Here is a 26,970-nt window from a genome sequence, read left to right as displayed (position 1 = left end):
ATCGGTCTAGGCAGCAAATGTATCTTTGTTTCTTTGTTTTGGCCTTTTTGCCTCTTACTCTTTACCTTTTTAAGACTCGCGTCCTGTCGCCCATTTATCGCGCCATTTTACCGTCCCTTCGTTGGCAATAACCCAACGACGACCGACGTTATTTTCGCGTAATGGTGACTGCCCTTCACGCCACAGCGCGTATTTATAAGTAATCAACTTTCCAGCACTTTCGTTAAAGGGAATTTCCCCAAACCAAGTGTTAGTGTTGATGTATTCCAGGGGGTAAGCTTTGGATATATCCCAATTACCTAACTCCGGACAATCTCCCATTACCACAACAGTTTCTCCAGGCTGTGTTTCTACAGCATTGAGTTGTACCCGCACAATGGTTTGCCCTTTGATACGTTCCCCAACGTGACTGATGACAATTACATCCTGTGCTTCTAGTTCTAAGTTTTGTAACTTTCCGTCTTTAACTTCAAATTTGCGCCGCGACAAAATATCGGTATGTTCTCCTTCTGGTAACTCTGTATCAACTGATTCCAGCTTAACAGCTTCACCACGATTCATCGCCACAAAAAGTATCGAATCTCGGTAACGACGAACGTAACAATAAACATCAGGTGTCAGATATTTTTGCCACTGGCTTCCCATAGATACCGCCGGATTCAGTCGTCGCAAACCTGATAGTAACCGGATATCTCGATAAAGGGGTGAATTGGTATCCCACTGAGTCATCATGGGGCGATTGTAGGGGTCATTACCGCCGTTTGTATCGTCGTGAAGATACTGTTCTGTGCCGTAGTAGATGCAGGGAATGCCGCGAGAGGTCATAATGAAAGCGATCGCTACCCTGAGCATCTCTGGATTGGGATTCAAAGACTGGAATCGGGGCATATCGTGATTATCAATAAATGTAATCAACTCAGTCGCCCCGTAATAGCGATGATCCAAATCTAGAACATCCTGCATCAGGTGAAATCCACCTTCAGCGCCTTGCGCCAAAGCTGCTCGAATTGCTAAACAAAGACCAAAGTCTAGAATTGTCATCCCAGACTCATTGGCAAATTCCACCGAAAGCTCACTTCGAGGATCGCTAAAAATCCACTCGCCAAAAATGAAAACATCCGGCTTGTGGGTTACAATATCAGCGTTAAATTCTTGCCAAAACCAGATAGGCATATGCTTAACGGTATCTACCCGCAAAGCATCAACTCCCCGGTCTAGCCATTGTTTAATTGCTAATTTAATGTAGTTTCGGTACTCGACATTATTTTCGTTGAAGGTGGCTAAACCAGACAGTTCGCAGTTTTGAACTTGCCACTCATCTTCCCAATTTTTTACTTCACCATAGTGGTGATACCACCCATTTTTATCATCGTTAAAATCTGCTATTTTCACTCCATCGTCGTAGAGTTCCCCCTTCTTACCGCTAAAATCTGGGTTGCTGTGGTTACACACAATATCCAGCACCAGCTTCATTTTTCGGACGTGTAATTCAGCAACTAATTTATCAAAAGTTGTATTTCTAGTTTCTTGGGTTTTGTTGAGTGAAGGTTCTTCATCTTTGCCAATAAAGCGAGGATTGATGCGTTTAAAATCCTTTGTCCAGTAGCCATGAATTGCGGCTTGTTCAACAAATAATGCTTCAACTTGCTCGAATAAGGGAGTCAGCCAAAGTGCTGTAACTCCCATATCTTTTAAATAATCGAGTTTATCAATAATTCCTTGTAAATCTCCACCCCAATATTTTCCCCAATCCTTTGCTTCTGGGTCGAAAAGTTCTGGGTTTGGGCCTTCGCTGTTGTCAGGATCACCGTCATAAAAGCGGTCTACAACGATGAAGTAAATGGTTTCTTGGCGAAATTCAATATCTCTGGTATAAAGAAATTCTAAATCTATTTCGCTGTCTGGTTTAGTTTCGGAGACTATAACTTCAACTTCTGCTTTTGGATCGGTAACTTCATATTGACTTGATGAAGCTTGAGATGGAGGAGTTGATACCATAAATTTTAGTGGTACTGTAAGAGTAAGAGTCTAGCCTTTCGATAGACGTTTTTTAAATTTAACGAGTTGTGTCCTTTTTTGTATATCTGCCTTAAGGCAGTGTTCAAAAATTGTAAAGCTATGGTATAAGGATTCAGTTTTGGAAATAATTGTGTATTTGGGTTAAATAACATTAATTGCCCAAAAATCTTGCAGCGTTTAAATAAAACTTTATTGAAAAAAGCCCCTGTGAATGTAATTCGCGGCTACAGATTTCGTCCACCTGTGTGGATTAAAACCTTGAAAGCCTGCGTAAAGCAGGCTTTGTTCGCGTAGCGCCACCATAAAAGGGTGAACGCACTAACGAAAGATTATTTAAAAGGCTTGAATCCATTCGCGGACATCGTATTCTGTCCAAATGCCGTTTTGCCAGTAAGGATCGGCTTCGATTAACTGGCGGACGGTGGCTTCGTCTTCGGCTTCGTAGATACCAAAGACTTTGGTGAGATCCTTAGTAGGGCCAATGGTAATTAAAACACCGGATTCTTTTTGGGCGGCAAGACCGTCTAGATGTGCTTGGCGATAAGGCGATCGCTTCTCTAAAACATCCTCGCAATAATTTCCCCACATCACATATTTAGTCATGGCTAATTGCTAATGGCTAATTGTTAATTGCTAATGGCTAATATAAAGAATTAGCCATTAGCAAAACTTAACTTCTCAGACTGACACTAAATTTATCGACGAGTGCTTCTCGGATTTTTTGATGTACTGGTTCGACATCTTCATCGGTGAGAGTGCGATCGCTGGCGCGGTAAACTAACCGCAAGGCCAAACTTCGCTGTCCCTCTGGGACATTTTGACCACGATATTCATCAAACAATTCCACCGATTCTAGTAAAGCACCGCCAGCAGACGCGATCGCTCGTTTAATTTCCGCTACAGAAATTTTAGTCGAGGCAAATAAAGCCAAATCCCGGTTAGCACCGGGGAAAGTCGAGAAAGGTTTGAACACAGGTATCAGGTTTTCATCCCGATCCAGATAGTCTAAGACCACATCCAAATCCATCTCAAAAACGTAGACAGCATCCGGCAAACCCCGCTGTTGCCTCATCTGGGGATGCAGTTGCCCAAACGTACCCAAACGATCACCCTGCAACCACAAAGAAGCTGTGCGTCCCGGATGCAGGCGCGGATCGCGTCGGTCTGGTTGATATTCTACAGGCATTCCCAGCCGTGCAAACAAACTTTCCAGCACTCCCTTGGCTTCAAACCAAGTCATCGGTTGTAATGCGCCTCCCCGCGTCCAAGTACCTTGAGTGGGGTCGCCGCCAATAATTCCCGCCACCGAGTCAGCTTCTATTAGTCCGTCCTCTTCCCGCCAGAATACCCGACCTATTTCAAAGGCGTTCAAGGAACCGTTGCCTTGCTCCAAATTGTACTGGAAAGCATTAATTAAGGCAGATACCAATTCAGTTCGCAGCGATGAGTATTCTGCGAACATCGGATTAGCGATCGCTACCTCGCGATCGTCCTCCGTCTTCGCCACCGAGTAAGAGTAGTGCATTACTTCTGTCAATCCTGCTCCCCGCAAAGCTTCCCTCAGCTTGCGCGTCAGCATTTGGTCGGAGGAAAGATACCCAGGTTCAGTTTTATCTGGCAGAGTGTCGCAGAAATTATCGTAGCCGTAAAGACGGGCGATTTCTTCAATCAAGTCAATTTCCCGCTCTAAGTCTCGGTAACGATAGGGTGGCACTTTTACCATCCATACCGGGGATTGGGAATTGGGAATTGGGGATTGGGAATTGGGGATTGGGGATTGGGAATTGGAACTCCCTTGTCCCCAGTCCCTTGTCCCCAGTCCCTTGTCCCCAGTCCCCAGTCCCCAGTCCCCAGTCCCCAGCGATACGTCACATCCCAGCGCAGTCAAGATCCGCTGCACATCTTCCGGTTGAATTTCACCAGTAGCATCTCCCAACTCTACAGGCCCTAGAACCTGGTTTATCCGGTCAAGACGCAGCTCAATCGAACGCATCCAAGCTGAAGGGTCAGGACGAGTGTCCGCAACTTCCTGAGCCACAGGGGTGCCACTAGCGAACTGAGTCAAAAGCGCGATCGCCCTCTGACAAGCCACCGCCAATTCTGCTTGATTCACCCCCCGTTCGTAGCGTCCAGAGGCCTCCGTCCTTAAATTCTGGCTGCGAGCAGATCGTCGAATTGCTACCGGGTCAAACAAAGCCGCTTCTAAAACTAAATTCTCAGTACCCTGATAAACTTCTGTTTCCTCACCGCCCATCACCCCCGCCAAAGCCACAGGTTTGTCATTGGCAGTAATCAGTAGATTTTGGGGTTGCAAGGTGCGAGTTTGCCCATCCAGCGTTTTCAGGGATTCCCCCCCATTGGCAAAGCGCACGCCGATAGTCAGGGTGTTGCCCCCTGCAATCTGTTGTAAGCGATCGCGATCAAATGCGTGTAGCGGCTGACCCCATTCCAGCAAAATGTAGTTAGTAACATCCACCACATTGTTAATCGGGCGCACCCCAGCCGCTTGTAATCGCTGCTGCAACCACGCCGGAGAAGGCGCAATTTTTACCTTTTCAATTACAGTCCCAATATAGGCGGGGCAAGCTTGCCGCTCTGAAATTCGCACACTTAGACCTGCACTTCCCTCTGGGATAGATACAGAGCCAACTTCTGGTAGTCGGAGAGTTGCACCAGTCAGCGCCGCCACCTCCCGCGCCACGCCCACCATACTCAGAGCATCAGCACGATTCGCCGTAGAAGTCAAGTCTAAAATTACATCATCTAAACCGAGAAGCGATCGCGCATCGCTACCCAACTGCGGATTCTCCAGCTCAAAAATATGAATTCCAGCCGATTCCTTCGCCAAACCCAACTCAGCCAAAGAGCAGATCATCCCAGCAGAAGGTACACCCCGGAGTTTTGCCGGTTTAATCTTCAACTCAACAGCAGGCAAATAAGTTCCTACAGTTGCCACAGGCACATAAATATCAGCCCGCGCATTCGATGCCCCGCAGACAATATTCAAAGGAGACGCTGCCCCCACATCCACAGTACAGACCCGGAGCTTATCCGCATTCGGGTGGGGTTGAATCTCCACAATTTTCCCCACCACCACCCCATCAGCCCAAGTCCGGCGGTCTTCAATCTCTTCCACCTCGAACCCAGCCATAGTCAGCGTGTCCGCCAACTGGGTTGGGGTCATCGTCAAATCAACTAATTCTCGCAGCCAGTTGAGAGAGATACGCATTTACTCTATGTTTTTACCTAGTTCACCCCGATCATTTTACCGCTCAACCCTATAACTACCCTCATTCCCTTATCTTGATTCAGTTTGAAGGGTAAAACCATTCACCTAAGAGTGCTTCCGGATGTGCTATCAAAGAAATGGAAACAGTTCTTGTTGCCATGCACCCTAACCTTTATTAGCCCGTTGGTTTGATTACATTTTTATACCTCCTCTTCTGCAATGATGGAAAAACATCCTGAAAGAAAGCAGCTACCCCCGCTTAGCAAATTCTTTATAGGAAGATAAACCATCTTCAGGCACTCTTTAAAGAATTGTCCGTATAATCAACATTCTTATTGTCCTTTAATGCCTGGATAATTTAAGTTAGGGTAGCAATATCCGGTTGCAGCATCCCGGTGAGTCTGAATGAGCTACTGCCTTAATCCCGCTTGTCCTAGTCCTCAAAACATCAAACACGCCGAAATCTGTCGGGCGTGTGGTTCCAAACTCCTGCTTAGAAAGCGCTATCGAGTGCTGGACGCCCTAGGGCAAGGAGGCTTTGGAGCTACCTTCTTAGCTCATGATGAGTCTCTGCCTGGTGAGCCAAGTTGCGTCATCAAGCAACTGAGACCAGCAACTACCGTAGCCCAAGTCTTACAAATGGCACGCGAGCTATTTGAAAGAGAGGCACGAACCCTGGGAAAGATTGGCAATCATCCCCAGGTACCTCGCCTATTGGACTACTTTGAAGACAATCAGCAGTTTTATCTGGTACAGGAGTATATTAGCGGCTTAACTCTACAGCAGGAAGTGAAAGGATCTGGCCCCTTGAGCGAAGCTGGGGTCAAGCAATTCTTGAGCGAAATCCTGCCTGTGATGCAATATATCCATAGCCAGCAGGTAATTCACCGAGACATCAAACCAGCTAACTTGATTCGCCGCGAACAAGACCGCAAACTGGTTCTAATTGACTTTGGAGCGGTGAAAAACCAGGTCAACCAGGCAGCAAGCAGTTCTGAGCAAACAGCTTTAACAGCTTACGCAATTGGCACACCTGGATTTGCCCCACCAGAACAGATGGCGATGCGCCCAGTTTATGCCAGCGATTTGTATGCTTTGGGTGTCACCTGCATTTATCTGCTGACCGGAAAATCGCCAAAAGACTTAGACTACAATCCGACAACGGGCGAAATGCTCTGGCAAAAGCACGTTCATATCAGCCCTCATTTCACCGATGTCCTCAAGAAAATGCTGGAGGTTTCAGTTCGTCATCGCTATCAGTCTGCTGAAGAAGTCTTGAGAGCGCTTGACCTTGAACCTTATCTCGACACTTTGGCTCAAGGCTTGACAACAGGTAAAGCTACCCCGCAGCGACAACCAGGCGGCCGCTTGAACACCGGAGACTTAAGCTCTCCGACTTACTCCTCATCCCCTTCGGCTGGTACGTCAACCTCAGAACGTCTGGCTATGGCAATTAAAGCGCGTCGAGCCAGGTTAGAAGCGAATGACCCGCAAACGGGGGGCGGTATTCATAGTCGGGCTTTGCCTGGTACTGGTTATACGACTACGCTGAAAAACAGCGATGCTACTGCTGGTTCTAAGGGGAAACTTCCGGCGAAGTTGGATGCAGTCAGCGTACTAAATTACTACACAAAAGGTAGAAGAGACTTTGCTTCGCAAGATTTGAGCTTGCTTAATCTTCAGCGGGTCAATCTATCGGGAGCAATTTTTCATCAGGCAAAATTGAATAAAACCAACCTTCAGGGAGCTGACCTGTCTAATGCTGATTTTGGTAGGGCGAGTTTAACTGGGGCAATTCTGAAGGAGGCAAATTTGGGCAGGGCTTACTTTAGCACTGCTAATTTGGAAGGAGCTGACCTGCGCGGCGCAGATTTGAGCTTTGCTTATCTGAACCATGCTAATCTCCGAGGGGCGAATCTATGCGGTGCTAATCTCACCGGGGCAAAAATTACTGAGGAGCAGCTGGCGCAGGCGAAGACGAATTGGGCAACAGTGCTACCGAGTGGGAAACGAGGGTTTTGGTAAACTGATATCTTGCACTATTCGCAACAAGCTGGAGGCGACCGCCTCCTGACTGCTCAAATAAGGTTACAAAATGTCAGTTTAGTTAATTTGTAAAACTTGCACTGGTTCTCCAGCTTTTATGGAAGCTTGACCTACTCTTAGAACTGCAAGACCGTTGGTTTGAGCTAGGTTAATTAAATTACCCGAACTGTGGCTACCACCTGCTTTTTGGAATTCGTAGACACCGTTTACTAAATGTAGTTTGCCCCAAAGGTAGGTTTCTCGCTTGCCGTCTGAATGCAAATCGTGACGTGATCGCGCTTCCATAAATACAGGTTCCCATCCTGCGGCTAAACCTGCAAGTTTCTTGATGGCAGGTTGCACAAACCGCCAAAAACTCACCAAAGATGACACGGGATTTCCCGGTAAACCAAAGTACAAAACCGGATTTTGGTTATTAGAAAACGTCGCGACAGTTAGCGGTTTACCAGGTTTAACTGCAACAGCACGAAGATGAATCTCTGCACCCAGTTGAGCGAGAATTTCATCCACATAATCATAATCGCCCACCGATACACCGCCGGAAGATAGTACCATGTCAGCACTAGATACAGCTTGCGCGATCGCATCTTTGAGAACTTCTGGCTCATCCGGTACAATTCCTAACATCAGCGGTTCTCCGCCACTCTGCGCTACTAAAGCAGCCAAGGCATACTGATTTGAGTCTACAATTTGACCGGGTTTTAAGGGTTGGTCGGGTGTCACCAACTCGTCACCAGTGGACAGAATTGCCACGCGGGGGCGGCGGTAAACTGGCAACTCAGAACATTGAGCAGCTGCTAAAATGGCGATTTCTGGAGCGTTGAGAATTATTCCCGCTGTTAAAAGGGGCGTTCCCGCCTGGTAAAAAGATGCGCGATGACGCACAAAAGCTTGCGGTTCTGGGGAAGCTAAAATAAAGACTCGGTTTTCCTCTCGCCGTGTCACTTCCTGCATTACCACTGTATCAGCACCGTCAGGCATAATCGCCCCGGTCAAAATTCGCGAAGCTTGTCCGGGTTCGAGCGATCGCTGTGGTTGATATCCAGCCGGAATTTCCTCTACAATTTCCAGCAAGGCTGGTTGTTCGGCGCTACAACCAGCGACATCAGCATATCGCACCGCATACCCATCCATCGCCGAATTGTCCCAGTGGGGAAAATCCAACTCACTCGTCACCGCCGCCGCTAAAATTCGACCATTAGCAGCTAATAAATCTACAACCTCAGTATCCATCTCTCTATCCAGAGGTTGCACTAAATCGAAAATTATTGTCTCTGCTTGTTTAACCGACAGCATTGCCATAATGGATTAGTTGTCTAGGAAGCACAACGGACAAAAGCTTAATATAGAAATAGCCAGCATGAACTGCTTGCTTTGTCCCCTTCTCAGCAGTCAGCACTTTTTTTCATGCCAAACGAACTAGCCACCAGCCGATTACCCAAAGTTCCGATTGAGCGACGGTGTGCTGCCTACGCGATTGATTTTGTGGCTGTTTGGCTGATTAGTTTGCCCTTTAGCGGAAACACTCCCGGCCTAGTCCCGATCGCACAGATAGTAGTTTTCATTGTGGCATGGTTGGGTCTGCGGGTGCTTCTGCCAGCCAAAAATAAAGGGCAGAGTTTGGGACGTTGGGCAATGGATATGAAAGTTCTCGACCCCAAATTCCGCAAAACACCGGGACTTTTTGAGCTAAGCAAGCGGGAAGGCATCCTGGGACTTGCTAGTCTTTTGGCTATGATTGGACTGAGCATTGGTGTAACTAACGGATTATCTTTGCTGCTCTTGGTTACTCCCCTAGCAGTCGATTTTGGGGTGGCTGTTGCTGATGCCGAGTGGCAACAAGCATTCCATGACCGGGTAGCGCGAACCTGCATAGTGCAGACACGTCGAGGTTTCTCACTAGATATCCGACTAAAAAAAATAGTTGCTAAAGTGACGAATCGTATGAAATAATAGTAATTTGTGGTTAAATTTGTTCAAACTCTGGATCTTGTAGAAATAGCATTATGGCAAGTAAGAAGGGGGTTCGACTGATTGTGACGTTGGAATGCACCGAGTGTCGCACAAACCAAGCGAAGCGATCGCCAGGTGTTTCCCGCTACACAACCACGAAGAACCGCCGTAACACCACGGCAAGACTGGAACTGAAGAAGTTCTGCACCCACTGCAACACACACACGATTCACAAGGAAATCAAGTAATCCTTGGCTAATCGGAAGAAAACAATCCTTGATTTCAACTGACCACTAACAAATAAAAATTACCGATGACTTACTTCCGTCGCCGCCTTTCCCCCATTAAACCTGACGATCCAATTGACTACAAAGATGTCGAACTGTTGCGGAAATTTATCACCGAACGGGGTAAAATTCTGCCGCGTCGCATTACAGGTCTAACGTCAAAGCAACAAAGAGACCTGACTGTGGCTATCAAACGCGCTCGCATTCTAGCTTTGTTACCTTTTATCAACGCCGAAGGGTAAATAAATTTAGGATGGAAGGATTTTGGATTTTGGATTGAAGGAATCTAAAATCATCGGAGGCGGAGAAACTGCTTCGCCCCCACAAAATCTAGAATCGCTACGCCGCTAAAATCGAAGATAGGCTGTCCGATGAACGTTACAGGGTAAGCCAAAAAATTTGTGGAGAAGGGAACGTTAATAGAGTTTAGGCTGCATGGAGAGCGGCGTCTTGCTGTCACAGAACGTCCAGAGGGGAAAACGCACTGGATTGTGGTAGACGACAAAAATCAATCCCACACCATCCATCCCCGACAAATTACCTATGAGGTTGCAGGTCAAAGCTATAAGCCTGCACAGATTTCCAGTTTCCTGCAAGAGGTGCAGCGCTATCTAGACCCAACAAGTATAGAAGTAGCGTGGGAACTGTTGGTAGAGGATGGGGCGACCGTTACTCCAATGGAAATGGCATCAGTGCTGTTTTCCGACCAAAGTCCGCCACTGGTGTACGCGGCTCACTGTTTGCTATCTGAAGATAAACTGTATTTCAAGCAAAAGGGCGATCGCTATGAGCCTCGGAGCGCAACTCAAGTAGCCGACCTAAAGCATCAAGTAGAAGTCGAGCAAGAGCGGCGCACCTCTCGGCAAGAATTTATGGCACGCTTATCAAAAGCGATCGCAGGCGAGCAGGTGGAGTGGGAGCGGCGCGATCGCCAACGCCTAGAAGCAATAGAAAAGTATGCCGCAGTGCTAGCAGATATGCTTCGTGCTGGCTTAAATCAAGAATCTCTGAACCGCGCCTATCCCCCGCCAGCCCCCGTCCTAGAAACCATGAACGATCTAGGACGACCCGGAACTCCTCAAGCTGCTTTTCAACTGCTGGTAGATTTGGGATTGTGGAGTCCGCACGAAAACCTGTATGTGCGGCGCAGTCAGATCCCAGTTCACTTTTCCGATAAGGTGTTAGACGTGGCGAAGCAATATGCTAAAGAAACGCCGAGCGATCTGGAAGACAACCGACTGGATCTGACTCATTTGAAGGTTTACACGATTGATGATGAAAGTACCAAAGAAATAGACGACGGTTTGAGTGTTGAATACCTCGAAGATGGTCGTCAAAAGCTTTGGATACACATCGCAGACCCCTCGCGTTTGGTTTCTCCAGGCGACGAATTAGATTTGGAAGCCAGACGGCGCACTACTACGGTGTATTTACCGACGGGGATGATTCCGATGTTCCCGCCGGAACTGGCAACTGGGCCAATGAGTTTGGTTCAGGGAAAAATTTGTAGTGCGCTCTCGTTTGGGGTGATTTTGGATGAAGTGGGTGCAGTACAAGAATATGGCATCCAAGCCAGTATAATCAAGCCGACTTATCGCCTGACTTATGAAGATGTGGATGAGATGCTCCAACTGGGTATCCAGGGAGAACCGGAGATAGCAGCGATCGCTAAGTGGGCTAAACTGCGCCAGTTATGGCGACAGTCTCAAGGGGCGATTAACATCCATATGCCAGAAGCGATGATTAAAGTTAATGGTGACGAAATCACCATTGACATTCTGGAAGACTCTCCAGCACGGCAACTCGTGGCAGAGATGATGATTCTCACCGGGGAAGTTGCAGCTAAGTACGCCAAGGCTCACGATATTCCCCTGCCTTTCCGGAGTCAACCCCAACCGGAACTTCCCTCAGAAGAGGAATTGTTGCAACTGCCAGCAGGCCCAGTCCGGTATTGTGCCATGCGCGGGCGTATGCCTCGCAGTGAAATGAGTACCACGCCAGGACGACACGCAGGTTTGGGATTGGAAACCTACACTCAGGTGACATCGCCAATTCGCCGCTACAGCGACTTGCTGGCTCACTTCCAGCTTAAGGCACACCTGCGCGGCGAACCAACGCCATTTTCAGCCCAAGAGTTGCAAGAAGTCATGGTGGGTATTGGCACTGCGGCCCAAGAAGCAAGATTAGTGGAACGCCAGACAAATCGTTATTGGGGTCTGGAGTATCTGCGCCGTCACGCCGATCAGGTTTGGCAGGCGTTGATGCTGCGCTGGCTGCGAGAAGACGACAGGTTAGGATTAATTTTGTTAGAGGATTTGGGTTTAGAGTTGGCAATGCGTTTCACCAAGTCAGTGAAATTGGGCGATCGCTTGTCCGTTAGTGTCAGCCACTCCGATCCTCGGCAAGATGTGATCCAGTTTCGGCAGTTGGTAGATCAAGAAGTTCAGCCAGCTGCAACTTAAAATAGTTCTGAATGTTGATTTAGGAGTAACGAGGAACTAATTAATAACTCAGAACTTCTATTCAACACTCAGTTCTTTTCAGTTGGGCGAGAAAATCAAGCTATGAAATCCATTTGCAGAAATATCGCCATTCTCTTAATCTCTACGGTAATCGGTGGGCTTCCCTCTGCTGTCCGTGCCAATCCCTCTAGTCAGTTACTGAATGTCAATGAGATCGCCCAGACTCAAATGAGTGCTGTCGATTTTTATAATCGGGGCGTTGACAAACTAGATGCAGGTGACTTCAAAGGCGCGATCGCAGATTTTGACGAATCTATCCGTCTTGCTCCCAACGATGTTGAGTCATACTACAACAGGGGTTATGCTCGTCATATCCTGGGAGCTTACCAGGATGCAATAAAAGATTACACCGAAGCCTTGCGAATAAATCCGGATTATGCCAACGCCTACGGCAACCGGGCTTATTCCCATTACCTTCTAAAGAATTATCAAGAAGCGATCGCAGATTCTACAGAAGCGATTCGGCTCAATCCCAAAGATGCAAATGTTTATATTAATCGGGGCAATGCCCGCGACGACCAAGGCGATACTAAAGCGGCAATTGAGGATTATAACGAAGCCTTACGCATCGACCCCAAGAGTGCTAGAGCTTACTATAACCGAGGTATAGCTTATAACCGTCTATCTGAAAATCAGAAAGCACTTGAAGACTACACTCAAACTCTTGCTTTAGATGGGAGATTTGCTGACGCTTACTATAACCGGGCAATTACCCACACACGCTTAGGAAACGGCAAAGCAGCCGTTGCAGATTTTCAGAAAGCCGCAGATATGTTCCGCGCCCAAGGAAGGACAGAGAATTACCAGAATGCACTAGACGCTATGAAGAATATTCAGCTTTAAATACGCGCCCAATCTAAGGTAAAAGGCAAAACCAAGAAACTCATTTTCTCTGTTTGGAGCTACTTTCTACTTTTGCCTTTCCTGCCCGTTCCTTGAAGGTGTCTGGGCGTGGGATTAGCCTAAGTTAGATGCTGAAACAGCAACGAACATTAAGCCGCCAAGCAGAGCGATCGCGCCAATGCTCAGGAAGAGGTAGTTGCGCTTTTGGGCTTCTGTCGGTGGTTCTGCTTTGTAAACCTTTGGCTCAACTGCAAAATTGTTCAAACGTCCGCCATCTTCGGTTGTGTATTTCATAGATGATATCCTTGGCTTTTTAAGTTTTAACAATTGTAACAATAAAAGCTGGATAAACTTTCTAACTTTTGTAATATTTTTTAACAAAGTCAGATTTGAGAGGTTAGGGGTAGAGCAGAAGAGGATAATTCTCACTCCCCAATCCCTAGCCCCAATCCCCAATCCCCAATCCCTAGTTATATTTGAGAGGCTAGGGGCAGAGCAGAAGAGAAGAATTCTCACTCCCCAGCCCCTAATCCCCAATCCCCAATCCCTAGTCACTAATCGTGCCGCTTAGGGGAGAACTAGCACTGGCGTAGACTTTCACAGGTATACGTCCAGCGAGGTTAGCCAGACGACCTGCTTGGACACCTAAACTCATGGCGCGAGCCATTGCCGCCGGATTTTTAGCCCCCGCGATCGCACTATTGATCAAAACCGCATCCGCCCCCATTTCCATAGCCTGAGAAGCCTCGCTGGGCGTTGCCAGCCCCGCATCCACCACCACCGGAATTCCGGCATTCTCAATGATAATTTGAATATTCGCCTCATTCTTAATCCCTTGTCCGGAACCAATCGGCGAACCCAAAGGCATTACTGTTGCACAGCCAACCTCTTCCAAACGCTTTGCCAGCAACGGATCAGCATTAATGTAAGGCAGCACAGCAAAGCCTTCCTTAACCAGTTGTTCCGCTGCTTCCAAAGTGCCAATCGGGTCAGGTAGCAGATACTTCAAGTCAGGAATCACCTCTAACTTGACAAAATTATTGTCTTCCTGTCCCAACAACTTTGCCATCTCCCGTCCTAGACGCGCCACCCGAATCGCCTCTTCAGCAGTTTTACAGCCAGCAGTATTAGGTAGCATCCAGATTTTCGTCCAATCCAGCGCCTCCGCCAGCCCTTCGTGTCCCGGTGCCTTTGTTTGCACCCGACGCACCGCCACAGTCACAATCTCACAGCCGCTAGCAATAACACTTTGCTGCATTTCTTCTATGCTGCGATACTTGCCCGTTCCCGTCATCAAGCGAGATTTGAACGTGCGACCAGCGATTATTAAGGGGTCGGCTGGGAGATCCGAGGACTGATCCAGGTCAGAAGAAGTAGGACGGCTTAATTGAAGCATTTTTGGAGTTGCATTAACAAGTCTAGATCCAGCGTAGAACCTGGAGTAGTGAAAATGCTCTAGCAAGGGGTCAGACTTTTGCTGCCAAATTAGGTCTGCTAAAACGGAAGCAGTCACGGGAGCCAGCAAAATACCATTGCGGTAGTGACCAGTCGCGAGGGTTAAATTCTCGCAAGAGCTAGCGCCGAGAATTGGTAATTCATCGGGTGTGGCTGGTCGAAAACCCCACCAAAATTCTTGAATAGGAAAGTCTTTTAAGGCTGGATAAAGCCGAATAGCCCTTTCCAGCAAAGTTTTTATACCTGTCGGGGTGTTGTGGGGTATGAATCCTACATCCTCGCTGGTGGCTCCAATTACAATTCTGCCATCCCGACGCGGCACGATGTAGATTTCCTCACCATACAGTACCCGACGTAATTCCCCAGCAACCAGAGGGGATGAAACGGATAGCATTTGCCCTTTTTTTGGATGTACTGGTAGGGGTAACAATTCGTTAGACCACGCGCCAGTAGCTAAAACATAGTGTCGGGCGCGAAAATCACCCGCAGATGTTCTGACACCAGTTACTCGCCGATTTTGTTGCTGTATCGCCTCAGCTGCAACGCCTTCTTTGAGGGTTACGCCCAATTCCTGTGCGGCTATCCACAATGCTTGAGCTAATGCGCGATTGTCTACTTGACCATCTTCGGGATACCACCACCCACCGACAACTTCGGCACCTAATCCCGGTTGAATTTGATGAATTGCTTCTTTGTCTAGCCAAGTGCTGACGACTGACGACTGTGTAGACGGGTGAAGCGTCGTGGCGGATTCATCGCTTTTAGCAACGGATTCTAGCGGCAATGCTTTGCTGACCACCGCATCGCTTACGTTCCTACTAACATAAACTGGTGCCAAGATGCCGTTGGGCCAGTAGCCGATGGATCTGCCTGAGAGTTGTTCTAGTTTGCTGGCCCAGTCTGGATACATAGAGCGCGATCGCATACACAAATCTAGCATCGCACCAGGCGGGATACCTTCTGCCTGTGGTGCCAGCATTCCAGCAGCAGCATGAGCAGCTGCTGATTTAAAGTCGCGACTCAGCACGGTGACGGTTGCACCCCGCAAGCGAAGTTCAACGGCGATGCTCAAAGCGATCGCGCCGCCGCCGATGATGAGAATGTCACTTTCTGTGTTCATTTTTAGTCAATTTACCTAGAATGCGATCGCAGGGCTACTAAATATAAATGCGTCTCCCGCATCCAAGAGTCCTATATATATAAGGCTAGTTTCTTCTAGTTAAGTTAAGCCTCTCCCTGGCGATGAACCCAAACCCGATCTATTTAAAACTACTGCTGAAAACTTAACAAGTATTCACGCTTATTCCGAATCCACTTACATCGGACTCTCAGCTCCTCTTAAAAAGCCCTATTCTTCAGCCAGTTTAGCCGATTAGTCGAAGTCTATCCGACTTAGCGCCGCTATTTAAGACTTTATCGCCCCTGCTATTTGCCGACCGACTCCTCAATTGCCTGGGTTTTTTAGTTTCCGCCTTTGCTGTAAACCTTTTGGATCATATATTTTTTTTTGTTTATTGTACCGATTTACAAATACAAAATACATAAAATCCTTAAAAACCTCTAATATAACTCTCAGAAGCATTTGTGAATCTCAGAAAGCTTCATAAACTGCTATGCGTCTGAATAATCCTTGTATTTATGTAAAGTATTCCAAGTAGCTCTTTCTTTTATTGGGCAATTGAACAATAATTCACTTCATAACCTTCAAACAAAAGTAATCTACAGTTGACTTTCAAGAGGGCAGTCCAAGATTCATGTACTGCCTTTCAGGGAAGACAACAATCCTGGTTTGAAATGAAACTATAGGAGACTAAGCGCGTGAAACTGTCAGTATACGGAAAAGGCGGAATCGGCAAATCCACAACTAGCTGTAATATTTCCGTGGCTCTAGCCAAGCGCGGCAAGAAAGTCCTGCAAATTGGCTGCGATCCAAAGCACGACAGCACCTTTACCCTCACAGGCTTCCTGATTCCCACAATTATCGACACGCTTCAGGAAAAGGACTACCACTATGAAGACGTGTGGGCGGAAGATGTCATCTACAAAGGCTATGGCGGCGTAGACTGCGTTGAAGCTGGTGGACCCCCAGCTGGTGCGGGTTGCGGCGGTTACGTCGTCGGCGAAACAGTAAAGCTACTCAAGGAATTGAACGCCTTTGATGAGTACGATGTGATTTTGTTTGACGTGTTGGGTGACGTTGTGTGTGGCGGCTTTGCGGCTCCCCTCAACTATTCCGACTACTGCATGATTGTCACCGACAACGGTTTTGATGCTTTATTTGCCGCCAACCGTATCGCCGCCTCAGTACGGGAAAAAGCTCGGACGCACCCCTTGCGTCTGGCCGGCTTGATTGGCAACCGCACATCCAAGCGCGACTTGATCGACAAATACATTTCAGCAGTTCCGATGCCAGTGCTGGAAGTATTGCCCCTAATTGAAGACATCCGGGTTTCCCGCGTCAAGGGCAAAACTCTGTTTGAAATGGCAGAGACTGACCCCTCGCTTAACTACGTCTGCGAATATTACCTAAATATTGCTGACCAAATTCTGGCGCTTCCAGAGGGCGTTGTACCTAATGATGCTCCAGATCGGGAGTTGTTCTCCTTGCTGTCTGACTTCTACCTCAATCCCACAAAACCAAATGTGAAGACTGAGGACGAAGAACTTGATCTAATGATGGTTTGAAGGTTGTAGGTTAAATGTTGCAGGTTTGTTGTCATTGGTTATCAAACATTGGTCAAAAACTCTCCAATTTAGTTATTGGCAAAGGACAAATGACGAATGAGGAAGAAATAAAGACTAACGAGCAAGCTTGCAACTTGTCAACCTTCCAACTGTCCAATTATTCAATGAATATCGAGCTGCTGCGTAAATCTATAAAAGTCAAGTGGCTGGACTATTACCAAGAAAATCGACCGTGGCTGGTGCAACTGGGAGTTTGGGTTAACAGTGAAGGGCAACGTCGTCCTTCTTCCAGTTTCATCTTGGCAACACTGTCAATTTTGGAGCCGCGGCTGACCGAGATGCTGCCCTTAATTGTCGATCTGAACAACGATCCGGATCGGATTGTGGGAGCTTTAGGGCTTAACTTCAATCCTGATGTTGAGCTAAATAATACCCTTGTGCAAAGCGAAGAAGCGATCGCGCCCCAGGATGGGAATAACGAGGAAGCTGTCAAAATGCTTCCCGGAGGTATGCAGGAAGCGAAATTAGAGCCACAGAGCCACGCTAGTAGCCTTCCATCTTTAATCGATGAGTCTTGCCGAGGGGTAAAGCGCGATCGCGACTAACACCTAATATTGCCAATTTAAGAAATACCAGTTGGAGAGGAAAATAATCTATGACCCTTGCTAATACAGAACCGCAAGCGTTGACTTATGAGTGTGAAACCGGAAATTACCACACCTTTTGCCCGATCAGCTGCGTGGCGTGGCTGTACCAAAAGATAGAAGATAGTTTTTTCCTAGTTATCGGTACGAAAACCTGCGGCTATTTCCTGCAAAATGCGATGGGGGTGATGATTTTTGCTGAACCCCGCTATGCGATGGCTGAGTTAGAAGAAGGGGATATCTCGGCTCAGTTGAATGACTATGAAGAACTCAAGCGGCTGTGCTTGCAAATTAAGCGCGATCGCAACCCCAGTGTTATCGTCTGGATTGGCACCTGCACCACAGAAATCATCAAGATGGATTTGGAGGGCTTGGCACCCAAGCTAGAATCCGAAATTGGTATCCCCATTGTGACCGCTCGTGCCAACGGGTTAGATTACGCCTTCACCCAAGGGGAAGACACCGTACTGGCGGCGATGGCTGCCCGTTGTCCCGATAAAGCGCCTGTGGTAGAAACTGAGAAGAAAGAAAGGAATGCGATCGCTTCCCTACTCAACTTTGGCAAAAAGAAAGAAGACGTAACAGCAGATGAAGCCGAATATGTCAAGCATCCACCGCTAGTTCTCTTCGGTTCTCTCCCCGATCCAGTTGTTACCAATTTGACGCTGGAACTCAAAAAGCAAGGCATTAAAGTCTCCGGCTGGCTACCCTCCAAGCGTTACACCGAACTACCAGTTCTGGAAGAAGGGTATTATGTTTCTGGTGTCAATCCCTTCCTCAGCCGCACCGCCACCACCCTGATGCGTCGTCGCAAGTGCAAACTCATCGGCGCACCCTTCCCAATTGGCCCCGATGGCACCCGCGCCTGGATTGAGAAAATCTGCTCGGTGTTCGGAATTGAACCCCAAGGATTAGATGAGCGAGAAGCGCAAATTTGGGCAAATTTGGAAGACTATCTCCAACTGATTCGCGGCAAATCTGTCTTCTTTATGGGTGACAACTTGCTGGAAATCTCTTTGGCGCGGTTTCTAATTCGCTGTGGCATGACTTGCCCGGAAATCGGCATCCCCTACATGGATAAGCGCTATCAAGCTGCTGAATTGGCGTTGTTAGAGAAGACTTGCCACGAAATGGGAGTACCTACACCCAAAATTATCGAGAAGCCAGATAATTACAACCAAATTCAGCGGATAAAAGAGCAGAATATCGATCTTGTAATTACTGGTATGGCTCATGCTAACCCATTAGAAGCACGCGGTATCAATACAAAGTGGTCTGTTGAGTTCACTTTTGCTCAGATTCACGGCTTTACTAATGCTCGCGACATTCTAGAATTGGTAACTCGTCCGCTGCGTCGGAATAATAACCTCAAAGATTTGGGTTGGGACAAGTTGGTAAGGGAAGAAGCGAAGATTTAAGAACCTAACCCCCTGCCCCCTTTGCTTTTCGGAGAGGCGTGTAAGAGATATAGTAGGAGCGATCGCATTTAGATCGCTCTTTTTTTTATAAACTCAGATTAGCTGGATTTAGGAGTGTTCGAGAGTGGGGAATTTGCGCGATCGCATCCCACTTCAGTCAGAGCCAGTTACAATAAATGGAAATTGTGCGAAGCAGGAAAAATCTTATCATGAAAGTAAAATCCTCAGTGGCAGCGATCGCATCCACCGCCCTTGTCGCAAGTGGCATTTTGTTCGCTTCAGCAAGTGAAGCTCAACCTTGTGGATTAAAATCTGCTTATTATCGGCAGGAATATCAGCAACCCGGTTGGTTAAACACTCCTATGGCAGCAGCTATCACATTGCCAGGGATAGCCTTAGCAGCAGCCTTATACCTGGGTGGTCGTTCTTACCACAGGACTTAAACCGCTTCCGCCACCAAGGACAATTACAAGACAAAAGCACCGTGAGGAGCGATCGCTCTTTCTAGGCCAGTAGTCGCTATGCAACTCTATGCCGTTGTCCGGTAGCGGGTTATATTATACTGGTGCAGATTACTCCTGCTCACCCTGAGTCGCGAACTTTCATGGGTACTACCCTACAACAGATTGCCAACTATCTAGACAACCAAGGTTGGAAATACCATATCGACGAAGAAGCTTACCGCATTCTGACGGGTGTGCAAGCGGAAAACGTAGAAGAATTCTTAATTGTTGTTCAGCTAGATGAAGAGGGAGAGTTTTTCAAACTATTTGCTCCCCAAGTTATAGCTGGAGTTAAAGATCATCCTTACAAAGAAGCTATCCTCCAGACAATGCTTTGCATTTCCTGGGAAACCAAAATGCTGCAATGGGAGTATGACCCGACCGATGGTGAAATTCGTGCCATCATTGAGTTTCCCCTGGAAGATTCGATTCTCACAGAAAGACAATTTCACCGCTGTCTGGCAGGTTTAGTTCAAATTGTGGATAATGTAGCGGTGCCTCGCCTCAAAGAAGTGATGGAAACAGGCGTCGATCCAGGCGATCAAGAAATGGGAGAGAGATTATTACTCACCCTTCAAGAAGAAGCCCCAGGATTACTACAAATGTTAGAGAAGGCTATGGAAGCTCGCAAGAAGCGGGGAAGATTCCCCTCTGAGTAAATCTGTTTGTAGCCAGAAGATCGCTATACTGCAAAATGATACCCTTACTGTAGAGAAGCGAACTTCCTGGGGCTGGACTATGACATCCTATGTAACCTCTTCTGCCAGAGCCGAGATGAGTGAACTCCGGCGTTTAAAAACTTTACTGCCGCCAGAATTGCAAAGCTGGGTAACAGTCGAGGGAACGACTGAGGTAAATCCCCCCCTGCTCCGCTGTGAAGAAATTGGCAAGGATCAAATCGAGATTCAAATTGACCTGGTGAAATGGGATCAATTGGCACTCGATCAGCGCAACTTGCTATTTTGGCACGAAGTCGCTCGGATTCAAAATGACACCATTCCCAGAGATGGTTGGGAAATGGCGGCGCTAGCCATTGGTTTAGGTGGCGCAGTGGGCGAACTCTGGGTACAAGATGGGTTGCTGCTGTTGTTAGCTTTGGCGTTGTGTGGCGTATCAGGCTACCGGCTGTATCAGAAAAATAATGGGGACAAGCAAGTAAAAGAAATGATTGAAGCGGATGAGAAAGCGATCGCGCTAGCCACCCGCTTCGGCTATTCTCTCCCCAATGCCTATAAAAGTCTCGGTAGCGCCTTGAAAGCTCTGCTTGAGCAAACTCCTAGTAAGCGTCAACGCAGCAAATATGAAACGCGACTCACTGCTCTCAAACGCAGTGCATCCAAAGCCAAAGCCAAAGTAAAAGGTTCACGCGAGGCGACACCTTAAACGGGAAGCCGGAGTAATTCTCGTTACCAGGCTGGACTTGGTAACGAGATTGAATAATTCTTCTTTTTTGCCTTTTTATTGCCGCCGGAGCAACAAACCACCAAAACCCAGTAGCATTAACCCAACAGTTGCAGCTGGTTCTGGCACTTTTTCTGGCGGCACAAACCCCTCTAACTCTGTAGCACTAGCTTTAAACGAGTAGAGGTAGGCAGGAAGCAATTTTTGTCCAGAGGGACAGCCGCTATCAATAGAGACGAGACTAAAGGCTGTACCATCAGTGCAAACATCCAGCTGACCAGCATCTCCCTGAGTAACGCTAAAGTCGTTATCAGTGCCTAGTATAATTGCGTAGGAACCATCCTTGAGCTGAGGCCCAATTGCCAAACCTTCCACCTTCTCAGGGATTACCTGCCCAGCGGCTTTCAGCTGTTCGGCAATGTCAAGAAACAGAGACTTGCTAACAGGTGTTACGCCAGATGGTAGCGTGTTTGTACCTGCCAAGCTGATGTTGCTGACATCTGTGGCACCTGTGAGATCAATTTTGTAAACGCGCTTACTGGCGACTGGAGCTTCACCTAGAGGATCAGCTTCGCCCACGCCGCGATTATCGCGTTCCAGCACCAAGAACTCATTGTTATTGAGGGCGGTAATAGCGCTAATGCCAATATTGCGACCTTGAGAATTTTGCCCAAAATCGTCATCAGTTCCCGGAATGCGATCATTAATAGCGGCAAGACTTTCTAGCTGGTAAATATATTGAGCGACGGGCGATCGCGTTGCCGTATCAAATTCCACAATTCTCAAATTCTGGCTGCGCCGTCCATCGGGGCTTCCCTCGTTTACTAAAGGGTCTTGCAGCATCGCAAACAGTTTACTACCGTCAGGACTGAGAGTCACCCCCTCAAATCCTCGGTTATCCTGGCGACCGGTAGTAATCGTACCGCGGCCATCAACATAGTTGGGGACGCTTCCCACTTTGGGAACTATATTTTCTGGAGTCGTAAATGCTTTGAGGAACGAACCTGTCGAACTGAACTCATACACAGAGGGGCCATACTCATCTGAAACGTAGAAATTCCCATTAGGAGCAACTGCAAAGCCCTCCGGGTCAAAGCTAAGACCGAGATTTCCAGCATCGCCGTTGAGTAGCGTGGGGTTTAACCCGTTGAAGTTCTCACCGTCTTTAGTAAACAGAATTGTCTTCAGCACATTGAAATTGCTAATAGCCCCCGTGTTTGGGTCCACATCCAAAGAAAATTTCTGAACCCGCGTTTGATAGGAAAGGACACCGCCTCCTGCGCCGCGATCGCCCAAACCGTAGTACACATTCTCGTAGCGATCGTAATAAATATCCGAGAAAAAACCTAAGCGATTGATGTTGGCACCACCACTACTACCATTGAGTGGGAATAAATCCGTACTTTCACCGGGAATTGCCAGGGTGCTTTCTAGGGAAACTGCGTAAGCTGAGGTAGTATTTGCCGCGATAGAGAGTGCAGATACCACCAGGGAACAACTAAACGCCCAAAGCCAATGCCTTGCTTGCATCATGTCTAAAACGAGGATATTTTACTTTCTCAGCATCGGGCGCTTCTTTTAAGGAGAGATTTAGAACAGTTTAAGTGATACTTCAAGACGATTTTCTACACCGTAATTTCACATAAATTTCTGGGTTCTTTATCAATTCTTTATACAAACACCTTATTTTTAGCACCCCGATTTAGTAATCAGGACTATTCATGGTTCATTGGAAATCTCCAATAAACCATGAACTATTTAAAGTTGCCCCAGCATTTTATGAGTCTGTGGCACAACTCGCACCTGCTTAAGGCTTCGTTTCATCAACACCTGCCACTCCAGAACCTGCTGGGGCGTTGGCGGAAGCAGTGGCATACTATGAGGCATCTCCAGGGGTGTCACTGGCTGTAGAAACACCGGGATGCCAGGGCTAACAGATGCTACCAACTCAGATGCCTGTTCCAGCTCAGCTGGCTCAGTTTTACTGGAAATAATTAACTTGACAAAAACTTCAGCTCGTGAGTCCCAACAAAGCTGGAGAAATTCCGCGTGAGTTTGCCAGTGGCTTTCCCCGCTCACACTAGGCAGCTTAATATCCATGCCCACAGAATCGATATAGGGCAAAATCGTTGCCAGCTGTTCCGGGCGATGACCGCCAGTTTCTAGATAAATTGGCAATTTAGTTAAGTCACGCAAGTGGGGCAGAAATTTTACCAAAAAGGGTGCATGAAGCAGGGGTTCGCCACCAGTGAGGCTGATGCTATCGTGCAGACCGGGTTGATTTTGCCGATTTATCCAATCCAGTAACATTGGGATAGTTACTGGATTGGAGTGGGTTTCAAAATCGCGCTCTCCGGGTGTCTGCTCGATGCTACAGGTGGCTGGTGTGTGCCAGGTATGGGCGCTATCGCAAAAGTAACAGCGTAGGTCACAGAGGGCAAAGCGGATGAATATCTGGCGGGTGCCGACGTTGAGTCCTTCGCCTTGAATAGCGGAAAAGACTTCAATCAGCCGCGCCTTCGAGGATTCGGCGGTTTTAGGGGTCATGTTGCAAAAAGCGTGAGGGCAAGCAACTCGCTCACGCTGTACTCATTGAGTGTGTCTCTCTACCAATCTATTGTCTGCCTGGAGTGCCTCAATTAACCACTCCGTCTTTGGCGCGGCTGTTGCTGTGAAGGTGTCAGCTAGTACAAGCTTGGTTATTGTATTTTTGTAAAGAAAAAATATACTTTTATTATTATTTCTTAAGCATTAAAAAAAATTAACAAAAACTTTTGATGAAGTTGAATTGACTAAGGCAAAATATTGCTCAGAATATTAAGTGGCAACTTAGTACCAGGTTTTCATGGTAGGCCCCAACCCAGAGGCAGAATTTCAGATTACGTTCTACAACGAAACTCCTGTAGTGCAACTGCCCCCTCGCCTCACAGTGCTAGAGGCAGTGGCTTTTAAAACAAGCTGTCAGCAGTTTTTGCAAGGGAGTTCCGTCACCGACCAATTAGTTCTGGATTTGAGCCAGACGACATTTATAGATAGCAGTGGTGTCGGCGCACTGGTTAGTAATGTAAAAGTAGCGCGGGACAAAGGAGTAAAATTGGTACTCCGGAGCGTCCATCCTCAAGTGATGGCGGTTTTGGCGATGACGGGACTGGATCAGGTTTTGACGATTGAGCAGTCGAAAGACGCCACCACACCTAAACCTGGACAAAAGTCAGACAAACAGCTACCAGAAACTCATCCTTCGGTGCGTTCCTGGGTGAAGCGTTGTATTGACGTGGTGGGGGCGCTGATAGGTTTGGTCATTTCAGCAATTTTGTTTATCCCCATTGTTATTGCCATAAAAGTAGACGATCCTGGGCCAATCTTCTTTAGTCAGACTCGCTGTGGTTGGATGGGTAGACGGTTTCGGGTTTGGAAATTTCGCTCGATGTGCGTAAATGCGGAAGCACTGAAAGACAAAATCGAAAACCAAGCTACGGGTGCATTTTTCAAGAATGAAAACGATCCGCGAGTGACGCGGGTGGGTCGCTTTTTACGCAAGAGTAGTTTGGATGAACTGCCTCAGTTTTGGAATGTACTCAAAGGGGAGATGAGTTTGGTAGGCACTAGACCACCTACGCCGGATGAAGTTGAGCGCTATGAAGTGCCAGAATGGCAGCGTTTAGATGTGAAACCCGGTATGACAGGGGAGTGGCAGGTAAATGGGCGAAGCCAAGTACGCAATTTTGAAGACGTAATCCGCTTAGATTTACGCTATCAGCAAAACTGGAGCTTGATTTACGATATCCAGCTAATTGTTAAAACTGTCCTGATCTTATTTCGCAAAAACAGTGGTGCTTATTAGGAAACCCCAATTACTTCTGTTAATGCAAAAGGAACAACCGCTGGTACAGTCCCGTCTTCAGGTTGAGACGGATTTGAATGCTTTAACAGAAGTTTTGCAATGGTTTGAGCAGCTTACTCTACCGTTGCTGCCCTATGAATTATGGTGGCAATGTCAGGTTGCCTTGACAGAAGGCTTCACCAATGCGGTTCGCCATGCTCACAAAGACTTACCGCGGAATACTCCCATTGAAATCCAGGTGAAAGTTTTTGCTAGCTACCTGGAAATGCGGGTTTGGGACTACGGAGAGCGATTTGATTTAGAAGCAAAGCTGCAATCAAAGCTTTCATTATTAAACCAAAAGGATTTTGACCCCTTGGAAAATGAAGGGGGGAGGGGATTGATATTTATGCAACAGTTTACGGATGAACTTTGTTACATCCGGATGAGTGACGGGCGAAATTGCTTGTTAATGCGAAGAAAAATCCTTCGCTGAGTGGCTTACTACTGCGATCGCAGTAGTAAGCTAGTCAAAGTCGGGCATTTACAAGCCAAGAAGGAAAAATCCAGTCCTAGCTAGGCTCTTAGCTCCTTTAGGTAGGTAACTTAAATATGGAACAATTTACAGTTAAGAATGTGTCTGTAGTGAGTACACACTTCACTTAGCTACAGATTATGAGCGAAATCAACTACAAGCAGGATACGCGATCGCTGCCACATAGGACTAGCCGCGATTAAACTAGGTAGAAGCTTTCCGCTCAAAATGTGGTTGAACCTAGAAAAATGCGGATTTTGATTTATTCCTATAACTACCATCCCGAACCCATAGGCATTGCCCCTTTAATGACCGAACTAGCAGAAGGTCTAGTACGACAAGGTCATGAAGTGCGTGTTGTCACCGCCATGCCCAACTATCCGCAACGGCGCATATACGATGAATATAAGGGCAAATTGTACATGACCGAAAAGAAAAAGGGTGTGGCAGTTCAGCGTAATTATGTCTGGATTCGCCCTAATCCGGGTTTGTTGGATCGAATGATGTTGGATGCCAGCTTTGTCCTCATCAGCTTAGTTCATGCTCTTAAAGGTCTGCGCCCGGATGTGATTCTTTTAACTGTGCCGCCCCTGCCAGTTGCCGTTCCGGCGGCGATGCTGGGATGGTTGCACCGTTGCCCAGTGATATTAAATCTTCAGGATATTTTGCCGGAAGCAGCCGTCCATACAGGCCTGCTCACAAACAAACGGATGATTCGCATCTTTGAAGGACTGGAAAAATTTGCCTATTGGAGTGCAACTAAGATTAGTGTCATTAGTGATGGGTTTGTTGACAATTTGGTGGGCAAAGGTGTTCAAGAAAACAAAATTGTACTAATTCCCAACTGGGTTGATATTAACTTTATCCAACCCTTACCAAAAGAAGATAGTCCCTTCCGTAAGGCTCATCAACTTAACGGTAAATTTGTTGTTCTCTACTCCGGTAATATTGGTCGCACCCAACCTTTGACAGCCCTTATCGATGCAGCCGCTCGCCTCAAGCATATTCCAGAAATTGCTGTTGTAATTGTGGGAGAGGAAAAAGCGTTGCAAGATTTGGAGCTGTACCGTCAAAACATAGATGCTACTAACGTTTTGCTGCTACCATTTCAACCGCGAAAAGAACTGCCGCAAATGCTGGCGGCGGCTGATATTGGAATGGTGATGCAAAAAGAAAACGTGATCTCCTTCAATATGCCTTCTAAAATCCAGCTGTTATTAGCCAGCGGTCGCCCGATAATAGCTTCTGTTCCCTCTACTGGTACGGCAGCTAAAGCAGTGCAGCAGAGCAAAGGTGGTATTGTCGTACCCCCGGAAGATAGCGAGGCTCTAGCGGCAGCAATTTTAGATTTGTATAAAAATCCGGACAAAGCCGAAGTGCTGGGTAAGCAAGGCAGAGAGTACGCTATTGAAAATTATGCTTTCAATACAGCTCTGGACAGGTATGAGAAGCTGTTTGGCGAGGTTTCGTTGCATTGATCTAGAATGGGAGCAATGCGGCGGTTGCTTTTGGATTTATGTGCGATGCTCGCAGCAAGCGAACCTCTAAGGCGTTGATCACGCCCTACTAACTGCTGGGAAAAAAGCACCCGCTCTTGCTCTCGCCAG

General features: G+C 47.3%; 23 protein-coding genes. 15 read left to right on the top strand and 8 right to left on the bottom strand.

Annotated elements, in window-relative coordinates:
* Positions 1 to 69 precede the first annotated feature (69 nt).
* The 3 genes from NDI42_RS11795 to pheT form a co-directional block, all read right to left on the bottom strand.
* Positions 70 to 1,998 (bottom strand): alpha-amylase family glycosyl hydrolase, encoded by a 1,929-nt coding sequence (locus NDI42_RS11795; RefSeq protein ID WP_190457452.1) that lies wholly within the window; start codon positions 1,996 to 1,998, stop codon positions 70 to 72.
* 354 nt (positions 1,999 to 2,352) lie between these two features.
* Positions 2,353 to 2,622, bottom strand: coding sequence for a YciI family protein (locus NDI42_RS11790; RefSeq protein ID WP_190457450.1), 270 nt, complete (start codon positions 2,620 to 2,622; stop codon positions 2,353 to 2,355).
* Positions 2,623 to 2,689: 67 nt separating this feature from the next.
* Complete coding sequence (gene pheT, locus NDI42_RS11785) at positions 2,690 to 5,248, bottom strand: phenylalanine--tRNA ligase subunit beta (protein ID WP_190457448.1); 2,559 nt, start codon at positions 5,246 to 5,248, stop codon at positions 2,690 to 2,692.
* 405 nt (positions 5,249 to 5,653) lie between these two features.
* Here pheT and NDI42_RS11780 point away from each other — a divergent pair, with 405 nt between their 5' ends.
* Positions 5,654 to 7,273: a serine/threonine-protein kinase gene (locus NDI42_RS11780; protein ID WP_190457446.1), complete on the top strand. Its 1,620-nt coding sequence runs from the start codon at positions 5,654 to 5,656 to the stop codon at positions 7,271 to 7,273.
* A gap of 78 nt (positions 7,274 to 7,351) precedes the next feature.
* Here NDI42_RS11780 and NDI42_RS11775 read toward each other — a convergent pair whose 3' ends face one another.
* On the bottom strand, positions 7,352 to 8,590 hold the full coding sequence (locus NDI42_RS11775; protein WP_190457522.1) for a molybdopterin-binding protein: 1,239 nt from the start codon (positions 8,588 to 8,590) through the stop codon (positions 7,352 to 7,354).
* A 111-nt stretch (positions 8,591 to 8,701) separates the two neighbouring features.
* Between NDI42_RS11775 and NDI42_RS11770 the strand changes: the two genes are divergently transcribed.
* The 5 genes from NDI42_RS11770 (at position 8,702) to NDI42_RS11750 (ending at position 12,899) form a co-directional block, all read left to right on the top strand.
* Positions 8,702 to 9,247, top strand: coding sequence for an RDD family protein (locus NDI42_RS11770; protein ID WP_190457444.1), 546 nt, complete (start codon positions 8,702 to 8,704; stop codon positions 9,245 to 9,247).
* A 53-nt stretch (positions 9,248 to 9,300) separates the two neighbouring features.
* Entirely contained in the window at positions 9,301 to 9,495 is a 195-nt protein-coding gene (gene rpmG / locus NDI42_RS11765) for a 50S ribosomal protein L33 (protein WP_190435516.1), read from the top strand.
* A gap of 65 nt (positions 9,496 to 9,560) precedes the next feature.
* The gene (rpsR, locus tag NDI42_RS11760) at positions 9,561 to 9,776 is read left to right on the top strand and encodes a 30S ribosomal protein S18 (RefSeq protein ID WP_190417864.1); all 216 of its coding nucleotides are present in this window, start codon (positions 9,561 to 9,563) and stop codon (positions 9,774 to 9,776) included.
* A 159-nt stretch (positions 9,777 to 9,935) separates the two neighbouring features.
* Positions 9,936 to 11,996 (top strand): ribonuclease catalytic domain-containing protein, encoded by a 2,061-nt coding sequence (locus tag NDI42_RS11755; RefSeq protein ID WP_190457443.1) that lies wholly within the window; start codon positions 9,936 to 9,938, stop codon positions 11,994 to 11,996.
* Positions 11,997 to 12,098: 102 nt separating this feature from the next.
* Positions 12,099 to 12,899 carry a tetratricopeptide repeat protein gene (locus NDI42_RS11750; protein ID WP_190457441.1) on the top strand — a complete coding sequence of 267 codons (801 nt, stop codon included), beginning with the start codon at positions 12,099 to 12,101 and terminating at the stop codon, positions 12,897 to 12,899.
* Positions 12,900 to 13,013: 114 nt separating this feature from the next.
* Here NDI42_RS11750 and psb34 read toward each other — a convergent pair whose 3' ends face one another.
* Together psb34 and thiO are read right to left on the bottom strand one after the other, a co-directional pair.
* Positions 13,014 to 13,193: a photosystem II assembly protein Psb34 gene (gene psb34 / locus NDI42_RS11745; protein ID WP_190417870.1), complete on the bottom strand. Its 180-nt coding sequence runs from the start codon at positions 13,191 to 13,193 to the stop codon at positions 13,014 to 13,016.
* Between the two features lie 253 nt (positions 13,194 to 13,446).
* Positions 13,447 to 15,474, bottom strand: coding sequence for a glycine oxidase ThiO (gene thiO, locus NDI42_RS11740; protein ID WP_190457439.1), 2,028 nt, complete (start codon positions 15,472 to 15,474; stop codon positions 13,447 to 13,449).
* Between the two features lie 698 nt (positions 15,475 to 16,172).
* Between thiO and bchL the strand changes: the two genes are divergently transcribed.
* From bchL to NDI42_RS11710, 6 genes are all read left to right on the top strand, one after another.
* Positions 16,173 to 17,039 (top strand): ferredoxin:protochlorophyllide reductase (ATP-dependent) iron-sulfur ATP-binding protein, encoded by an 867-nt coding sequence (bchL, locus tag NDI42_RS11735; RefSeq protein ID WP_190417874.1) that lies wholly within the window; start codon positions 16,173 to 16,175, stop codon positions 17,037 to 17,039.
* A gap of 14 nt (positions 17,040 to 17,053) precedes the next feature.
* Complete coding sequence (locus NDI42_RS11730) at positions 17,054 to 17,644, top strand: DUF5331 domain-containing protein (RefSeq protein WP_242017723.1); 591 nt, start codon at positions 17,054 to 17,056, stop codon at positions 17,642 to 17,644.
* Positions 17,645 to 17,694: 50 nt separating this feature from the next.
* Positions 17,695 to 19,101 (top strand): ferredoxin:protochlorophyllide reductase (ATP-dependent) subunit N, encoded by a 1,407-nt coding sequence (locus tag NDI42_RS11725; protein WP_190457437.1) that lies wholly within the window; start codon positions 17,695 to 17,697, stop codon positions 19,099 to 19,101.
* A 209-nt stretch (positions 19,102 to 19,310) separates the two neighbouring features.
* Positions 19,311 to 19,544, top strand: coding sequence for a hypothetical protein (locus tag NDI42_RS11720; protein ID WP_199311280.1), 234 nt, complete (start codon positions 19,311 to 19,313; stop codon positions 19,542 to 19,544).
* Positions 19,545 to 19,705: 161 nt separating this feature from the next.
* Positions 19,706 to 20,263, top strand: coding sequence for a hypothetical protein (locus tag NDI42_RS11715; protein WP_190457516.1), 558 nt, complete (start codon positions 19,706 to 19,708; stop codon positions 20,261 to 20,263).
* Positions 20,264 to 20,342: 79 nt separating this feature from the next.
* Positions 20,343 to 20,987 (top strand): DUF3318 domain-containing protein, encoded by a 645-nt coding sequence (locus NDI42_RS11710; RefSeq protein WP_190457435.1) that lies wholly within the window; start codon positions 20,343 to 20,345, stop codon positions 20,985 to 20,987.
* A 75-nt stretch (positions 20,988 to 21,062) separates the two neighbouring features.
* On the opposite strand, the gene NDI42_RS11705 is transcribed toward NDI42_RS11710, so the two are convergent.
* Together NDI42_RS11705 and NDI42_RS11700 are read right to left on the bottom strand one after the other, a co-directional pair.
* Positions 21,063 to 22,538, bottom strand: a complete 1,476-nt coding sequence (locus NDI42_RS11705) for an esterase-like activity of phytase family protein (RefSeq protein WP_190457432.1) — start codon at positions 22,536 to 22,538, stop codon at positions 21,063 to 21,065.
* Positions 22,539 to 22,763: 225 nt separating this feature from the next.
* Positions 22,764 to 23,552 carry a 7-carboxy-7-deazaguanine synthase QueE gene (locus NDI42_RS11700; protein WP_190457431.1) on the bottom strand — a complete coding sequence of 263 codons (789 nt, stop codon included), beginning with the start codon at positions 23,550 to 23,552 and terminating at the stop codon, positions 22,764 to 22,766.
* A 298-nt stretch (positions 23,553 to 23,850) separates the two neighbouring features.
* Here NDI42_RS11700 and NDI42_RS11695 point away from each other — a divergent pair, with 298 nt between their 5' ends.
* The 3 genes from NDI42_RS11695 (at position 23,851) to NDI42_RS11685 (ending at position 26,841) form a co-directional block, all read left to right on the top strand.
* Complete coding sequence (locus NDI42_RS11695; RefSeq protein ID WP_190457429.1) at positions 23,851 to 24,849, top strand: anti-sigma factor antagonist; 999 nt, start codon at positions 23,851 to 23,853, stop codon at positions 24,847 to 24,849.
* A 22-nt stretch (positions 24,850 to 24,871) separates the two neighbouring features.
* Positions 24,872 to 25,324 carry an ATP-binding protein gene (locus NDI42_RS11690; protein WP_190457427.1) on the top strand — a complete coding sequence of 151 codons (453 nt, stop codon included), beginning with the start codon at positions 24,872 to 24,874 and terminating at the stop codon, positions 25,322 to 25,324.
* Between the two features lie 287 nt (positions 25,325 to 25,611).
* The gene (locus NDI42_RS11685) at positions 25,612 to 26,841 is read left to right on the top strand and encodes a glycosyltransferase family 4 protein (RefSeq protein WP_190457514.1); all 1,230 of its coding nucleotides are present in this window, start codon (positions 25,612 to 25,614) and stop codon (positions 26,839 to 26,841) included.
* Positions 26,842 to 26,970: the final 129 nt, after the last annotated feature.

The sequence above is a fragment of the Funiculus sociatus GB2-C1 genome, from assembly GCF_039962115.1.
GTDB lineage: Bacteria > Cyanobacteriota > Cyanobacteriia > Cyanobacteriales > FACHB-T130 > Funiculus > Funiculus sociatus.
Note: the sequence above shows the minus strand (reverse complement) of the source record. Positions and strands in the feature narration are given on the sequence as shown.

Excerpts from the sequence above, each read along its gene's own strand:
- rpmG (WP_190435516.1), top strand. The coding sequence starts at position 9,301 with ATGGCAAGTAAGAAGGGGGTTCGACTGATTGTGACGTTGGAATGCACC.
- NDI42_RS11720 (WP_199311280.1), top strand. The coding sequence starts at position 19,311 with ATGAAAGTAAAATCCTCAGTGGCAGCGATCGCATCCACCGCCCTTGTC.
- NDI42_RS11725 (WP_190457437.1), top strand. The coding sequence starts at position 17,695 with ATGACCCTTGCTAATACAGAACCGCAAGCGTTGACTTATGAGTGTGAA.
- NDI42_RS11695 (WP_190457429.1), top strand. The coding sequence starts at position 23,851 with ATGGTAGGCCCCAACCCAGAGGCAGAATTTCAGATTACGTTCTACAAC.
- NDI42_RS11775 (WP_190457522.1), bottom strand. The coding sequence starts at position 8,590 with ATGCTGTCGGTTAAACAAGCAGAGACAATAATTTTCGATTTAGTGCAA.
- thiO (WP_190457439.1), bottom strand. The coding sequence starts at position 15,474 with ATGAACACAGAAAGTGACATTCTCATCATCGGCGGCGGCGCGATCGCT.
- NDI42_RS11795 (WP_190457452.1), bottom strand. The coding sequence starts at position 1,998 with ATGGTATCAACTCCTCCATCTCAAGCTTCATCAAGTCAATATGAAGTT.
- pheT (WP_190457448.1), bottom strand. The coding sequence starts at position 5,248 with ATGCGTATCTCTCTCAACTGGCTGCGAGAATTAGTTGATTTGACGATG.
- NDI42_RS11750 (WP_190457441.1), top strand. The coding sequence starts at position 12,099 with ATGAAATCCATTTGCAGAAATATCGCCATTCTCTTAATCTCTACGGTA.
- psb34 (WP_190417870.1), bottom strand. The coding sequence starts at position 13,193 with ATGAAATACACAACCGAAGATGGCGGACGTTTGAACAATTTTGCAGTT.
- NDI42_RS11770 (WP_190457444.1), top strand. The coding sequence starts at position 8,702 with ATGCCAAACGAACTAGCCACCAGCCGATTACCCAAAGTTCCGATTGAG.
- NDI42_RS11730 (WP_242017723.1), top strand. The coding sequence starts at position 17,054 with ATGTTGCAGGTTTGTTGTCATTGGTTATCAAACATTGGTCAAAAACTC.
- NDI42_RS11780 (WP_190457446.1), top strand. The coding sequence starts at position 5,654 with ATGAGCTACTGCCTTAATCCCGCTTGTCCTAGTCCTCAAAACATCAAA.
- NDI42_RS11685 (WP_190457514.1), top strand. The coding sequence starts at position 25,612 with ATGCGGATTTTGATTTATTCCTATAACTACCATCCCGAACCCATAGGC.
- NDI42_RS11700 (WP_190457431.1), bottom strand. The coding sequence starts at position 23,552 with ATGACCCCTAAAACCGCCGAATCCTCGAAGGCGCGGCTGATTGAAGTC.
- NDI42_RS11715 (WP_190457516.1), top strand. The coding sequence starts at position 19,706 with ATGGGTACTACCCTACAACAGATTGCCAACTATCTAGACAACCAAGGT.
- NDI42_RS11710 (WP_190457435.1), top strand. The coding sequence starts at position 20,343 with ATGACATCCTATGTAACCTCTTCTGCCAGAGCCGAGATGAGTGAACTC.
- NDI42_RS11705 (WP_190457432.1), bottom strand. The coding sequence starts at position 22,538 with ATGATGCAAGCAAGGCATTGGCTTTGGGCGTTTAGTTGTTCCCTGGTG.
- rpsR (WP_190417864.1), top strand. The coding sequence starts at position 9,561 with ATGACTTACTTCCGTCGCCGCCTTTCCCCCATTAAACCTGACGATCCA.
- NDI42_RS11690 (WP_190457427.1), top strand. The coding sequence starts at position 24,872 with ATGCAAAAGGAACAACCGCTGGTACAGTCCCGTCTTCAGGTTGAGACG.
- NDI42_RS11790 (WP_190457450.1), bottom strand. The coding sequence starts at position 2,622 with ATGACTAAATATGTGATGTGGGGAAATTATTGCGAGGATGTTTTAGAG.